This is a genomic window from Dactylosporangium sp. CS-047395, from assembly GCF_050942185.1.
Classification (GTDB): Bacteria; Actinomycetota; Actinomycetes; order Mycobacteriales; family Micromonosporaceae; genus Dactylosporangium.
Genome location: NZ_CP192015.1, coordinates 6,382,637 through 6,395,885 on the forward strand (window position 1 = coordinate 6,382,637; position 13,249 = coordinate 6,395,885).

A 13,249-nucleotide genomic window follows, 5' to 3' on the forward strand; every position below is an offset into this window, starting at 1 on the left:
CGTCGGGAATCTACTGCGCGGACGCGAACGGGGCCGTGAACGCGTCGAGCACGCCGCAGCGGTCCAGCGCCAGGTGCGCCACCGGCGAGGCGGCGACGAGCGCGAGGTCGCAACCGGCCCGCTGCGCGGCGACCAGGCCGGTCAGCAGCGTCCGCACGCCGGCCGAGCCCAGGAAGGTCACGCCGGACAGGTCGAGCTCGATGCGGCGCGGTCCGGCCTCGTGCGCCGCGCCGACCAGTGCGGCGTGCAGGCTGCCCGCGGTCAGCGCGTCGACCTCGCCGACCACCGTGACCCGGACCGGGCCACCCGGCCGGACCGGCCGCACCGCGATCTCCAGCAGGGCGACGTCGTGCGAGGACTGCAGCAACATGGGAAATCGGTCAAGCGCCATGAGGCGTCTCCGTCGAACGAAGCCGGTCGCGTCCTCTCCAGTGCCGAAAGCGAGGACCGGCTGTGGCAAGTATTGCTCGCCCGGTGAAATGCGTCGCGGCGCGACTGGCGGGCAGTGGTCGCGAAAGGGGGTGACCCGGGATGACCGACCTCGCGATGCGCCTCAGCGACCTGGCCCGCGCGCTGCACGACGAGCCCGACGTGCAGGAGACGCTGGACGCCGTCGTCGCCGCGGCCGTCGGCACCGTGCCGGGCGCGCAGTACGCGGGCGTGATGGTCGTCGAGGGCCGGCGGCGCATCGAGACCCGGGCGGCCACCGACGACGTGGTGCGCCGGGTCGACCAGGCGCAGTACGACACGGGCGAGGGCCCCTGCCTCGACGCCGTCTTCCGGGAGCGGACCTTCCGGCTCACCGACCTGGCCACCGAGCGGCGCTGGCCGCACTTCGCCCGGCGCGGCGCGAGCCTGGGCATCCGCAGCATGCTGTCGCTGCGCGTCTACGTCGAGCGCGACAACCTGGGTGCGCTCAACCTGTACAACGAGGAACCCGGCGCCTTCGACGACGGCTCCGAGCACATCGGGCAGCTCTTCGCCACCCACGCCGCGGTCGCCCTGCGCGGCGCCCAGCAGCAGGAGCAGCTCAGCCAGGCGGTGACCGTCCGGGACCTCATCGGCCAGGCCAAGGGCATCCTCATGGAACGCCACCGGGTCACCGCCGACCAGGCCTTCGCCCTGCTGGTGCGGGCCAGCCAGACCACGAACACGAAGCTCATCGACGTCGCCCGGCACCTGGCCGACACCGGCGAACTGCACACCCGCCGCCCCCGCTGAGGCCGGGCCGGGTCCCGCGCCGGCTGGAGGAGATCCCCCGGGGGTGATGGAGTTGTTTGCCCCGCCGATCAGCGGATAGTGCTATGGCCATGGCAAATCGCGACCTCGTGGTCATCGGCGGCTCCGCGGGCGGTCTCGAGGCGATGTGCCAGGTGGTCGCCGGGCTGCCCGCGGACCTGCCCGCCGCCGTGCTGGTCGTGCTGCACATGCCGGCCGACGCGCGCTCGGCCGCCGCCGAGGTGCTCAGCCGCTGCGGTTCGCTGCCGGCCGCGCCCGCCCGCGACGGGGAACCGATCGAACCGGGGCGGATCTACGTGCCCGTACCGGATCGGCATCTGCTCGTGCACGACGGCACCATCCGGCTGAGCCGGGCGCCGCGGCAGAACCGGTCGCGGCCGGCCGTCGACGCGCTGTTCCGCAGTGCCGCGCGGTGGTACGGGCCGCGGACGGTCGGGCTGGTGCTGTCCGGGTCGCTCGACGACGGCGCCGCCGGGCTGGCCGCCATCGTGCAGATGGGCGGGGCGGCGCTCGTGCAGGACCCGGCCGACGCGGTGTACGCGGGGATGCCGCAGGCCGCGCTCGCCATCACGCCCCGCGCCGAGTCCGCCGCCGCCTGGGCGCTCGGGGCGGCGGTGGTCAGGCTCGTCCGGGAGCCGGTGCCCGCGGCCGAAGAACCCGACCATGATCTGGTCACGGAGGTCGAGATGGCCATGAGTGAACGCCCGACCGTCGGCGCCGAATCCTTCCCCGGCCGGCCGGTCGGCATCGGCTGCCCCGACTGCGGCGGCGGCATGCACGTGCTCGGGGCCGCCCCGGCGATCCACTACCTGTGCCACATCGGGCACGCCTGGTCGCCGTACACGCTGCTCTCCGCGCAGCACGACAAGGTCGAGCAGGCACTGTGGACCGCCGTGAGCATGCTGGAGGAGCAGGCCCACGTGCACCGCCACCTCGCCGAGCGGGCGGCGGCCGGCGCGGCCGGTCGCACGGTGCGCCACCAGCTCGACGCGGCCGAGGAGATCCTGGCCGCGGCCTCCGTCATCCGCAAGCACTTCCCGGAACTGCTGCCGGAGGGGTACCACGGGGAGTGACCGGCCCCTACTCGATTTTCGCGGGGACCTCCACTCGCAACGGACCGTCGTTGCGGCCGTCGAGCAGGCGCATGAGCACCGTCGCGGCCGTCGCCCCGAGCTCGGCCCACGGCTGGCGCACCAGCGTCACCTCCGGATGGGCGAGCGGCCCCAGCCCGGCGTCGTCGAAGGCCGCGACGGCCAGAGCCACCCCGCGCTCCCGGGCCACCCGCAGGGCGCCCGCCGCGAGGATCTCGTCGGCGCAGATCAGCGCGCTCGGCGACGCCGCCGCCTCGACCAGGCCCTCCCCGTCGGGCTCGCGGCGGTGCCCGCGCACCGGTGGTTCGGCCGCGTCGACGAGCTGGTCGGTGTCGGCCGCCCGGTCCAGGCGGGCGATCCGCCGGTGGCCGAGCCCGCGCAGGTGCTCGACCAGGGCCTGCGCCGCCGCCTCCCGGTCCACCCACACCGCCGCCGGCACCCCGTCGGGCGGGGGTCGCAGGCGAACCCCGACCGCCGGGTACGGCACCGGCGCACCGCCGCCGATGAGGATCGCGCCGCACACCGAGTCCCGCACCGGCGCCGGGCCGGTGCCGAGCATGGCCACCGCGCCGTGGCTCTCCAGACGCTCCACAATGGACCCGACGACGAGACCGTACGGGCCGGTCATCGGATGCGGGCAGCGCACGAACACCACTCGGGCCATGACTCTCCTTCTCCCCGCGGATGGATGAGAGAGCGCTCTCCGCCCCCTCGACACCGGTGTTTTGCAACGCCTGAGAGCGCTCTCACCGCACGGTTGTAGCCGCGTCACGCGCGGGGTGTCAAGACAAGTGCGCTTACCGTGACGTCATCGATGCGGCCTCGTCGCCGCTCAGCCGGTTCCGGGCACGGCAGGCCGGGTTCTGGCATTCGACCAGGTGGCGCGTGCGAATCGGGAACAATGGGATGAAGAAGAGGCTGAGCTTGGTGACCTCGCGCACGAGCGGCATCCGACCCGGCTGCCCGCAAACGCGGCACACAAACGAAACCCACCCGAGCACGACGCGCCCGGTCCGGAACCCGAAAATCACCAGCACCGCTTGAACGTACAGCCCGCTCACAGGTTGCGCAGAGCCCCCTGCCAGCCGCCCCCGCCAGCCTGGGTCCACAGCAAGTGGTCGACGTGAATCCGAGCAGGAGGTCCGGACGTGAGCAACGACAGACGCCCGACGTATGAGGGGCGGCCCTTCGCCCGGCCGGACGAGGAGCTGGTGGACCAGGGCCTCGGCTTCGACCTCGGCACCATGCTGCGGCGCCGGCAGCTGCTGCGCGCGTTCGGCCTCGGCGCCGCCGTTGTCGGCCTCACCGCGGCGTGCGGCACCGACTCGGCCACGACCACGACCCCGTCGGCGAGCGCGACGAGCGGCGGCTCCGCGAGCGGCGAGATCCCCGACGAGACCGCCGGCCCTTACCCGGGCGACGGCTCCAACGGCCCCAACGTGCTCAACCAGAGCGGGATCGTCCGCAGCGACATAAAATCCAGCTTCGGTACCGCCAGTGGCACCGCCGAAGGCATCCCGCTCACCATCGAACTGTCCATCGTGGACCTGGCCGGCGGCGGCAAACCGTTCGCGGGCGTCGCGGTGTACGTCTGGCACTGCGACCGCGAAGGGCGCTACTCGCTGTACTCCCAGGGCGTCACCGACCAGAACTACCTGCGCGGCGTGCAGGTCGCCGACGCGCAGGGCAAGGTGACGTACACGAGCATCTTCCCGGCCTGCTACTCGGGCCGCTGGCCGCACATCCACTTCGAGGTGTATCCCGACCAGGCGAGCATCACCGACTCGGCCAAGGCCATCGCCACCTCCCAGGTCGCGCTGCCCAAGGACGCCTGCGACGCGGTGTACGCCACGACGGGGTACTCGGCCTCGGTGCAGAACCTCGCGCAGGTGACCCTGCAGAACGACAACGTGTTCGGCAACGACGCCGGCGCCCTGCAGCTCGGCACGGTCACCGGGAGCGTGGGCGCCGGCTACAAGGTGGCGCTGACCGCGAGGGTCGACACCCGCACCACCCCGACCGGCGGCGCGGCCCCGGGCGGCGGCGGGGACGGCACGCCGCGCGGCGCTCCCCCCTCGGGCTTCCCGGGCGGCGGCGGCCCCGGCGGCACTCCCCCGTCCGGCGGCCCCGGCGGGATGCCGCCCACCGGCTGACCCAACGGGCTAGGCCGGGTCGGCGAGGATGCGGCCGAGCGTGCGGCGGCCGGTGCGGGCCATGGGCGGATTGCTGGCTTCGTAGTACCAGACGAGGCCCATCGACTGCACGAACGCCCACGCCCGGCCGCGTGCCCATTCCGCCTCGCCGCAGCCGAGCCGTGCGCGCAGGACGGCGCGCGGGCCGGGGTCGAGCAGGTGCCAGGCGCCGATGAGCTCCAGGGCCGGGTCGGCCGGGCCGAGGCCGCCGACGTCGAGGACCCCGGCGAGGCGGCCGCCCTCGACCAGGACGTTGCCGGGCATCAGGTCGGCGTGGCACATGACGTCGGGGTCGGCGCCGCGGGGCAGCTCCCGCATCACCGTCCACAAGCGACGCAGCCGCGGCACGTCCAGCAGACCCTGACTGCGGTCCAGGCAGGTTTCGATCCAGTCGTCGTGCTGGGCGATGCGCCCGCCACGGCCGGTACCGGCGAATGGTTTTCCGTCGGTGGGAATGCCGCGCACGTCGGCGATGAAGTCGGCCAGGTCGAGGGCCAGGGCCTCGGAGGCGGCGGCGGTGTCGTCGGCGAGCGCGCCGGGCAGCCAGGTGAGGACCGACCACGGCAGCGGATAGCCCCGGCCGGGCGCCCCGACCGCGACCGGCCGCGGCACCGGGACGCGGGTGTGGGCGGCCAGCAGCCTCGCCGCGTCCAGGTCGCGCGGGATGTCGTCGGCCGCACCGGGGCGCAGCGGGAACCGGGCCACCAGGTCGTCGCCGATGCGGAAGACGGCGTTGACGGTGCCGGGGTGCTGCTCGCGGACCGCCAGCCCGGCCCACTGCGGGAACTGGTCGCCGATGAGGCCCCGCACGAGGTCGGCCGGCACGCTGAGCTGGTCGTCATGCATCCGCACACCGCAGGTTCGCCGATCCCGGCGGGCGCCGCAACCGGTTTCCCCGGGAAACTTTCACGCCCGCGCCCCGCTCACCGGGCGATATATGTTGATCACTTGACTACGCGCGGCGGGCGCGGCGAGGGTCGGCGCATGTCCAGGACTCGTACGTTTGCGTCGACGGTGCGGCTGGCCGGGGCCGCCGCGCTCGCCCTGATCACGGGGGCCCTGCTCATCGCCGTCACCGACGCCAGCGGCAGCACCCCGGCGCCGCCGGTCCCGTCCAGCTCGGGCACGCCGAACACCTCGCCGTTCCCGCCGTCCGCGCCCACGAACCTGCAGGCCACCACGGTCACCACCACGTCGGTCACGCTGACGTGGACCGCCTCGACCCGCGGCTGCTGCGCGGTGACCGGCTACGACATCACGTACTGGCAGGCGTTCAACGACGTCGGCTGGAACGCGAGCGTCGGCAACGTCACCACCGCCACCATCACCGCCGAGATCCAGCCCGGGCAGCAGTACCGGTTCTGGGTCACCGCCCACGACGACCTCGGTCACCGCTCCGGCGCCTCGAACCAGATCACCGTCATGACCCCGGTCGCCACCTCCGGCGACACGGTCCCGCCGGCCGCGCCGACCGGCCTGGCCGCGAACCCCGCCAACGGCCCGAGCACCACGCTGACCTGGTCGCCGTCCACGGACAACGTCGGCGTGACGGGCTACAACGTGTACCGCTTCGACGGCGTCTTCATCTCCACCCTGCTCGCCACCGTCCCCGGCACCACGTACCAGGCCGCGGTCGTCTCACCCCGCGACCAGTTCTACGTCCGCGCCCGCGACGCGGCGGGCAACCTGTCGATCGCCTCCAACTCGGTGACGGTGACGGGCGGCTCCCGCCCACCGAGCAGCCCGGCCGCCAGCCCGTCCTCCCCCGCCCCGCCGGCCCTGTCGTGCCGCGCCTCGTTCACGTTCAGCTCGGTGTGGGCGACCGGCTTCGTCGCCGAGGTCACCGTGACGAACACCGGCTCCACCCCGATCGTGGACTGGGTCATCACCTTCACCTTCGGCGGCGACCAGCACATCAGCCAGTCCTGGAACGGCTCCTTCACCCAGACCGGCGCGAACGCGACGCTGAGCGCGGCGAGCTGGAACCGCATCATCCCGCCGGGCGGCTCGGTCACCGTCGGCATGTACGGCACCCGCTCCGGCTCCACCCCCGCCCCGCCGACGGCCATCATGGTCAACGGCGTCCCCTGCTCGTCATGACGCTCAGCAGCCGCTGACACCGCCGCGGGTCCTCGGCCGTCGCCGGCCGAGGACCCCTAGCTGTCGCACGAGGAGCCGCGCAGCTCCAGGTCAACTTGGTTCACGCTGCGTGATACAACGTTTGGCTCATGGTGATCGGCACCGCTACGTTGCTCGCTGTGCCCCCCTCACACGTCCACGAGATTCTCATCGAGATGTTCCGAGGCCGGCCGCAGCTGGCGGCCGACCTCCTGACCGACTCGCTCCACATGATGGTGCCGCCGTTCGAGGAGGCGCAGCTTTCTCCCGCCGACCTCACCGCCGTTGCACCCACCGAGTACCGAGCCGACGCCGTGGTGACGCTGGACGCGCGCAGCGGCACGGCGCTCGCGGTCGTCATCGAGGTGCAGCTCAAGGTCGATGCGCGCAAACGGCTGAGCTGGCCCGTCTATCTGACCACGCTGCACGCCCGGCTCCACAGCCCGGTCGTGGTGCTGGTCTTGTGCCGGTCCCGGCAGGTGGCCGACTGGTCCGCGGTACCCATCCGGATGGGACCCGGTTCAGTGGTGACGCCGATGGCGCTCGGCCCGGATCAGATCCCGGTCGTCACGGACCTTCACACCGCCCGCCGCATTCCAGAGCTCGCGGTGCTTTCGGCCATGGTCCACGGCACCGTTCCCGACCCCACACCGATCTTCGAAGCCCTGCTCACGGCCCTCGACGTAATCGATGAATACCATGCCGACCTGTACACTGACCTCGTATTCTCGGTCCTGCCGGACACGGCCAAGGACTTTCTGGAGGAATTCATGACCGCCACGAGCCACAGGTACCACAGCGAATTCGCCCGCCGGTACTTCGACCAGGGCGAAGCCCAAGGCGAGGCCAGAGGCAAGGCCCAAGGCGAGGCCACGTCGCTCCTGGCCATCCTCGAGGCCCGCGGTATCGAGATCCCCGACGAGATGCGCTCCAGAATCGCCGAATGCACCGATCCAGTCCAACTCGGCACCTGGATCCGCCGGGCCGCCACCGCAGACAAGATCCAGGATCTCGACGAACTCGCTGACGGGTGAGCCCAGAGAAGCGACGAACGCGATCGGCGGGAGATTCCGTTCGATCAGCGGCACACCGTCGAGTGGCGGCTCACCCCAGTGACGTGGACCGGGCTGCACGTGCTGCACATGTTCCGGCCCGACCGCGCCCTGCCCCGAGAAGGCTGGGACCGGCCGCGGGCCGGCGGCGCATGACGAGGATGTCACTGGCCGGACGTCACCGGCCCCAAATCGGGCGGGAGCTGCCGCACGGCGATCGCCACCGCGTCGTCCGGTGTGGTGGCGGAGCCGATCACGTCGCCGAGGTAGCGGGACCGGACCACGTACGCGTCGTCGGCCTCGGCCCACAGGCTCAGTCCGACGTCGTGCAGGAACGGCCGGGTCGTGGTGGAGAACTTCAGGACCCAGTGGCTCGTGTACGGGTACAGCCCCCGCAGTTCCGGCGACGCATAAGCGGCCTGGGTGATCGCGCGCAGGCGGTACAACCCGGGCTCGGACATCTCGGCGAGGACGCTCTGCCATTCCGACAGGCCCAGCGCCACCGGGTCGCCGGAGGGCACCTCGAAGCGGCCCGTCGGTTGCAGCCACGGCGCCAGTTCGCACAGCTCCGGCAGGGCGACCCCGTCGTGCCAGGCGGTGGCGACGGCGGCGATGTCGAGGGGGTCGGCGGTGTACCCGGCCACGAGCGGCAGGTGCTGGTGCGACTCCCCGCCGACGACCGACCACCGCCGTTCGTGCCGGATTGCGCTGACCTCCAGGTCGTTGCGGTACGGCACCGGCGTCGGCAGGGTCGCCCGGTACATCGGGTCGCGCTCGTCGACCGCCGCCGCCACGCCGAGTGCCCGTAGCAGCGCGGCCAGGCTGCCGGCGGTGTCGACGTCCGGGTAGAGGCTCACGCGCGCACCCCGGACCCGAGCACCGCCGCCGTGGGCAGCACCAGCGCGTCGCCGTCCAGGAACCGCGCGGCCTGCCGCTCGTACTCCCGCCGGGCCGCCGCGACCGTCGCCGGCGGGGCGTGTTCCAGGGCCTCGCCGAGGGCCCCCATGCCGTTCGCCGGGCCGATCCACCAGGTGTCCAGGTCGGTCCGGTGACTCCATTCGAGCCGCACGCACGACACGTCCTTGAGCCCGGCCCCTTCGAGCAGCCCGGTGACGCCCTCGACGTCGCGGGAGAAGTTCAGCTCCGGCGCCACCAGCGGCGGCGACGGCTCCAGGCCGAGGGCGGCCATGATGTCGAACCACAGCTGCTGCAGCGGCGGCGCCGGGTACGGCCACACCGTCAGCGCCACCCGCCCCCGGGAAACGCGGGCCAGGTCGGCCACCGCCGCGCCCGGGTCCGGAACGTGATTGACCACGAAGTTGGCGACCACCGCGTCGAACGACCCGTCCGCGAACGGCAGCTCCGGCAGCCGCCCGAGCCGCACGTCGGGCACCACCGCCCGGGCCAGCTCCACCATCGTGGGCTCGGCATCGACGGCCACCACGTCCGCGCCCCGTTCCGAAGCCAAGGCCGCCACGGTACCCGTACCCGTGCCCACATCAAGCAGCCGAACCCCCGCCGCGACCCCGGCCGCATCGAGCAGCTCGGATGCGGTGTACCCGCACAGGTGGGCGTAACTGTCGGCGAACGCCGCCGCACGGCCGGTCCATTGCATCCCTGAAGCCTAAGGCCTGTTTGGTAACTGAGGCAGGGCTGCGGCGGGCCCAGATTCCGCCTGCGCACACATCGCGGAGGCCCGGTTACAACACCGGTAGCCGGGCCTCCGCGCTGCGCACGCAGACGAAATCTGGACTCCGCCGCAGCACCTACCCCAGTTACCAAACAGGCCTTAACGGTGCTGCAGGCGGGGATAGACGCGGCGGGCGTTGTGCTCGTAGACCTTCGACCGGTCGGCGGCGCTGAGGGCGAGGACGTCGATGTACCGGCGGGTGTCGTCGAAGTGGTGGCCGGTCTGCGGGTCCAGGCCGCGGACCGCGCCGAGCATCTCGGAGCCGAACAGCAGGTTGTCCGGGGAGATGACCGCGAAGAGCAGGTCGATGCCGGGCTGGTGGTACACGCAGGTGTCGAAGGAGACGTTGCCCATCAGCGATTCCGGCAGCGGCGGGCGCCCGAGCATGTCCGCCAGACCCCGGAACCGGCCCCAGTGGTACGGCACGGCGCCGCCTCCGTGCGGGATGACGAACCGCAGCGCGGGGAAGTCGCGAAAGAGGTCGGCCTGCACCAATTGCATGAAGACGGCCGTATCAGCGTTGAGGTAGTGCGAGCCGGTGGCGTGGAAGTTCGGGTTGGTGACCGCCGAGACGTGCACCATGGCCGGCACGTCCAGCTCGCACAGCACCTCGTACAGCGGGTACCAGGAGCGGTCGGTGAGCGGCGGCGACGTCCAGTGGCCGCCGCTCGGGTCCGGGTTGAGGTTGCAGCCGACGAACCCGAGCTGCTCCACGCAGCGCCGCAGTTCCGGGACGGACTCCGCGATCGGGACGCCCGGGGACTGCGGGAGCTGGCACACGGCGGCGAACTGCCGCGGGTACAACCGCGAAACCCGGTGCACGAGGTCGTTGCAGTGCTCGGACCAGGACGAGCGGCCGAGGTGGTGGCGCATGGCCGAGGCGCGGGGCGAGAACAGGGTCAGGTCGACGCCGCGTTCCCGCATCAGGGTGAGCTGGCCCTGGACGGACTCGCGCAGCTCGTCGTCGGAGATCTCCGGATAGGTGTCGCCGGGCTGCCAGGAGGCGTGGGCGGCGGGCGCGGTCGTGTAGTGGCCGTGGCAGTCGATGATCATGCAGGAGACTCCGGGTCGATCACCGGGGTGCCGTGGGTGTGGAAGGTGTCGATGGTCTTCAGGCCCCACGCCTGGCCCTTGGCCCGTTCCGCCGCCGTCCAGCTGATCGTCCTCCAGTCCGGGGCCAGGATCAGGCGCGCACCGGCGTTGCACAGTTCGATGCGGTTGCCGCCGGGCTCCCAGACGTACAGGAAGAAGGTCTGCTGGATCGCGTGCTTGTGCGGTCCGGTCTCGATGTGCACGCCCGCGTCCAGGCAGACGTCGGCCGCGCGCAGGATCTCCTCGCGGGTGTCCGTGGCGAACGCGACGTGGTGCAGGCGGCCGCGGGTGCCCGTCCAGTCCTCGGTGTAGACGAGGTCGTAGGTCTTGTTGCCCAGCGAGAACCAGATCGCCTGCGGGCGGCCGTCGTCCTTGACGATCTGCTCGGTGCAGCGGGCGCCGAGCACGTCGCGCAGGAACGCGGCGGTGCCGGGCACGTCGGCGGTGAGGTAGTTGACGTGGTCGAGGCGGCGCAGGTTGGCGCCCCGCCCCGGGTACGCGGCGGCCTGGTTCTTCAGCGCCGGCCGGTCGGTGTCGTCGGCCTCGTACCAGGCCACGTCCCAGTAGAGGCCGAACTCGTGGCCGTCCGGGTCGGTGAGCACCCGCACCTCGCCGAGGTTGTGGACGTCGTGCACGACCTCGCAGGCGCGACCGGAGGTGAGCCGGTCGAGCGCCTGCGGGCTGGCCGCGCGCAGATAGGTGCGCCCGATGCCTGCGCGGTCGCGGCGCACGAGCCGGACCGTCCAGGACTGATAGTCGTCCCAGGTGTGCAGATACACGGCACCAGCATCCCGGTGTACTGCCCGCAGCCCCATCACCCGCACGAAGAACTCGGCGGACTCGTCGAGCACCGGGGTGTACAACTCGATCGGGCCGACGTGCGCGATGTCGCGCCGGCCGTCGGGATCGTGCGCGAACGTCATCCGGTCGCCCTTCCGCTGCGGGGCCACACGAGCCCGTCGAAGATCTTGCGCGCGGTGCGTACCACGGTGCTGCGCCGCACCCGGGTCGCCGCGCCGTCCGGTTCGAGCTCCACCCCGACGTCGAACGTGCCGCTGGGGTGCTCGACGCGCACCACCGGGTCGCCCGCGTACGGTGCGACGGTGCCCGGGGTGCGCACGGCGACGGCGACGGAGACCGCGCCCAGCACGCCGATCGCGGCGTGGACCCTGTGCGGGATGAACGTGCGGGTCGTGACCGTGCCGCCGTGCCGGGGCGGCGAGACGATGCTCAGCTTCGGCACCGTCGTGTCCCGCACGTCGCCGAGCCCCATCGCCGGCCCGGCCGCGAGCCGCACGGCTTCGAGGGTGGCCCGCAGCTCGGTGCGCGCCTCCAGGTCGGCCGGGTCCTCGGTCCCGTCGAGGCCGAGGTCCGCGGCCCGCAGCAGCACCACCGGCATGCCGGCGTCCACGCAGGTGACGGTGAGCCCGGCGAGCTGGTCGGTGCGCGCGCCGGTGGGGAAGGCGGGGTCCGGGCCGCCGGGGAACGCCAGGTCGATCGGCGCGGCCGGGAACGGGGTGCCGGCCATGACCGTGTCGCCGTCGTAGCGCACCCGCCCGCCCGGCGTCCGCACCCGCGCCTCGACCAGGCTCACCGCCGGGTTGACGATCCGGATCCGCACGGTGGTCGGGTCGCCGGCCGCCGGGACCAGGCCGCGCTCGATCGCGAACGGCCCCACCCCGGCGAGGAGGTTGCCGCAGGTCTGGGCGGCGGTGACGATCGCCCGGTCCGGCACCACCTGGAGAAACAGGTAGTCGACGTCGGCTTCCGGGTCCGCCGAGGGTGCGACCACGGCCACCTTGCTGGTCAGCGGATGCCCGCCGCCGAGCCCGTCGATCTGCCGCTCGTCGGGCGAGCCCATGACGCGCAGCAGCAGCTCGTTCCGCTCGGCCGGGCCGGCGGGCAGGTCGGCGGCGAGAAAGTACGCGCCCTTGGAGCTGCCCCCGCGCAGCAGCATGCAGCGAATCCCGTCGCTCATTCGGGCAGCCGATCCACATACCGCACGCCGAGCTGCTCCAGCAGCGGCCGCAGCCCGTACAGGTCCACGCCCAGCACCCCGCGCGCGAGCTGTTCGCGCTTCGCGGCCTCGGCGGAGGTGCGCGCGGCGGCGGAGGCGGCGACGGTGCCGGCGAAGGAGCACGGCACCACGAAGACGCCGTCGTCGTCGGCGATCACGGCGTCGCCCGGCCGCACGAGCTGCCCGGCCGCCACGACCGGCACGTTGACCGAGCCCGGGCTGGCCTTCACGGTGCCCTGCGCGTGCACGGCCCGGGACCAGACCGGGAAGCCCATCGCGCGCAGCTCGGCGAGGTCGCGCACGCCGGCGTCGATGACCAGGCCGAGCACGCCGCGGGCGCGCAGCGAGGTGGCGAGCAGCTCGCCGAACATGCCGTCGGTGGACGGCGAGGTGGTGGTCACGACGAGCACGTCACCGGGGCGGCACACCTCCACCGCCGCGTGGATCATGAGGTTGTCGCCGGGGTGGCAGGAGACGGTGACCGCCGAGCCGCCGATCACCGCGCCGGCCTGGCGGGCCTGGATCTCGGGGCCGAGCAGGCCGGTGCGGCCGGCGGCCTCGTGGGCGGTGGCGACCCCCGCCGCGCGGAGGGCGGCGATGACCTCGGGATCGGCCCGGTCGATCGACCGGACGACGTGGTGCGATGCCATGGACTCAGCTCCCAGGGCTCGGATCTAGATTGTCAACAATCTACCTGCCAATCACTGATGTCAACGCTAGGAGCCACTTCACAATTGTTGACGATCTGTGTAACATCC

General features: G+C 72.6%; 15 protein-coding genes. 5 read left to right on the plus strand and 10 right to left on the minus strand.

Annotated features, from left to right (window positions below):
- Positions 1-10: 10 nt before the first annotated feature.
- Positions 11-391 carry an STAS domain-containing protein gene (locus tag ACQP00_RS29990; RefSeq protein WP_433201122.1) on the minus strand — a complete coding sequence of 127 codons (381 nt, stop codon included), beginning with the start codon at positions 389-391 and terminating at the stop codon, positions 11-13.
- 140 nt (positions 392-531) lie between these two features.
- Between ACQP00_RS29990 and ACQP00_RS29995 the strand changes: the two genes are divergently transcribed.
- Complete coding sequence (locus ACQP00_RS29995) at positions 532-1,221, plus strand: GAF and ANTAR domain-containing protein (protein ID WP_433201125.1); 690 nt, start codon at positions 532-534, stop codon at positions 1,219-1,221.
- Positions 1,222-1,310: 89 nt separating this feature from the next.
- The gene (locus ACQP00_RS30000; RefSeq protein WP_433201128.1) at positions 1,311-2,312 is read left to right on the plus strand and encodes a chemotaxis protein CheB; all 1,002 of its coding nucleotides are present in this window, start codon (positions 1,311-1,313) and stop codon (positions 2,310-2,312) included.
- A gap of 7 nt (positions 2,313-2,319) precedes the next feature.
- Here the strand turns inward: ACQP00_RS30000 and ACQP00_RS30005 are convergent, their stop codons facing one another.
- Together ACQP00_RS30005 and ACQP00_RS30010 are read right to left on the minus strand one after the other, a co-directional pair.
- Positions 2,320-2,994: a substrate-binding domain-containing protein gene (locus ACQP00_RS30005; RefSeq protein ID WP_433201131.1), complete on the minus strand. Its 675-nt coding sequence runs from the start codon at positions 2,992-2,994 to the stop codon at positions 2,320-2,322.
- 133 nt (positions 2,995-3,127) lie between these two features.
- Positions 3,128-3,367: a zinc-ribbon domain-containing protein gene (locus ACQP00_RS30010; protein ID WP_433201134.1), complete on the minus strand. Its 240-nt coding sequence runs from the start codon at positions 3,365-3,367 to the stop codon at positions 3,128-3,130.
- A 111-nt stretch (positions 3,368-3,478) separates the two neighbouring features.
- Here ACQP00_RS30010 and ACQP00_RS30015 point away from each other — a divergent pair, with 111 nt between their 5' ends.
- Entirely contained in the window at positions 3,479-4,483 is a 1,005-nt protein-coding gene (locus ACQP00_RS30015) for an intradiol ring-cleavage dioxygenase (protein ID WP_433201136.1), read from the plus strand.
- Between the two features lie 9 nt (positions 4,484-4,492).
- On the opposite strand, the gene ACQP00_RS30020 is transcribed toward ACQP00_RS30015, so the two are convergent.
- A complete protein-coding gene (locus ACQP00_RS30020; RefSeq protein WP_433201138.1) occupies positions 4,493-5,368 on the minus strand; it encodes an aminoglycoside phosphotransferase family protein in 876 nt (291 codons plus the stop codon).
- A 138-nt stretch (positions 5,369-5,506) separates the two neighbouring features.
- On the opposite strand from ACQP00_RS30020, the gene ACQP00_RS30025 reads away from it, so the two are divergent.
- Both ACQP00_RS30025 and ACQP00_RS30030 read left to right on the plus strand, forming a co-directional pair.
- Positions 5,507-6,622, plus strand: a complete 1,116-nt coding sequence (locus ACQP00_RS30025; RefSeq protein ID WP_433201141.1) for a cellulose binding domain-containing protein — start codon at positions 5,507-5,509, stop codon at positions 6,620-6,622.
- Positions 6,623-6,750: 128 nt separating this feature from the next.
- Positions 6,751-7,674 carry a hypothetical protein gene (locus ACQP00_RS30030; RefSeq protein WP_433201144.1) on the plus strand — a complete coding sequence of 308 codons (924 nt, stop codon included), beginning with the start codon at positions 6,751-6,753 and terminating at the stop codon, positions 7,672-7,674.
- 182 nt (positions 7,675-7,856) lie between these two features.
- Here the strand turns inward: ACQP00_RS30030 and ACQP00_RS30035 are convergent, their stop codons facing one another.
- From ACQP00_RS30035 to ACQP00_RS30060, 6 genes are all read right to left on the minus strand, one after another.
- Complete coding sequence (locus ACQP00_RS30035; RefSeq protein ID WP_433201147.1) at positions 7,857-8,549, minus strand: DUF6193 family natural product biosynthesis protein; 693 nt, start codon at positions 8,547-8,549, stop codon at positions 7,857-7,859.
- Complete coding sequence (locus tag ACQP00_RS30040; RefSeq protein WP_433201150.1) at positions 8,546-9,307, minus strand: class I SAM-dependent methyltransferase; 762 nt, start codon at positions 9,305-9,307, stop codon at positions 8,546-8,548. The genes ACQP00_RS30035 and ACQP00_RS30040 overlap by 4 nt, the downstream gene beginning before the upstream one ends.
- 174 nt (positions 9,308-9,481) lie before the next feature.
- Complete coding sequence (locus tag ACQP00_RS30045; RefSeq protein ID WP_433201153.1) at positions 9,482-10,435, minus strand: amidohydrolase family protein; 954 nt, start codon at positions 10,433-10,435, stop codon at positions 9,482-9,484.
- The gene (locus tag ACQP00_RS30050; RefSeq protein WP_433201156.1) at positions 10,432-11,397 is read right to left on the minus strand and encodes a VOC family protein; all 966 of its coding nucleotides are present in this window, start codon (positions 11,395-11,397) and stop codon (positions 10,432-10,434) included. The genes ACQP00_RS30045 and ACQP00_RS30050 overlap by 4 nt, the downstream gene beginning before the upstream one ends.
- Positions 11,394-12,452, minus strand: coding sequence for a 4-oxalomesaconate tautomerase (locus ACQP00_RS30055; protein WP_433201159.1), 1,059 nt, complete (start codon positions 12,450-12,452; stop codon positions 11,394-11,396). Before ACQP00_RS30055 ends, ACQP00_RS30050 begins: the two co-directional genes overlap by 4 nt.
- Positions 12,449-13,141 carry a 4-carboxy-4-hydroxy-2-oxoadipate aldolase/oxaloacetate decarboxylase gene (locus tag ACQP00_RS30060; protein ID WP_433201162.1) on the minus strand — a complete coding sequence of 231 codons (693 nt, stop codon included), beginning with the start codon at positions 13,139-13,141 and terminating at the stop codon, positions 12,449-12,451. The genes ACQP00_RS30055 and ACQP00_RS30060 overlap by 4 nt, the downstream gene beginning before the upstream one ends.
- Positions 13,142-13,249: the final 108 nt, after the last annotated feature.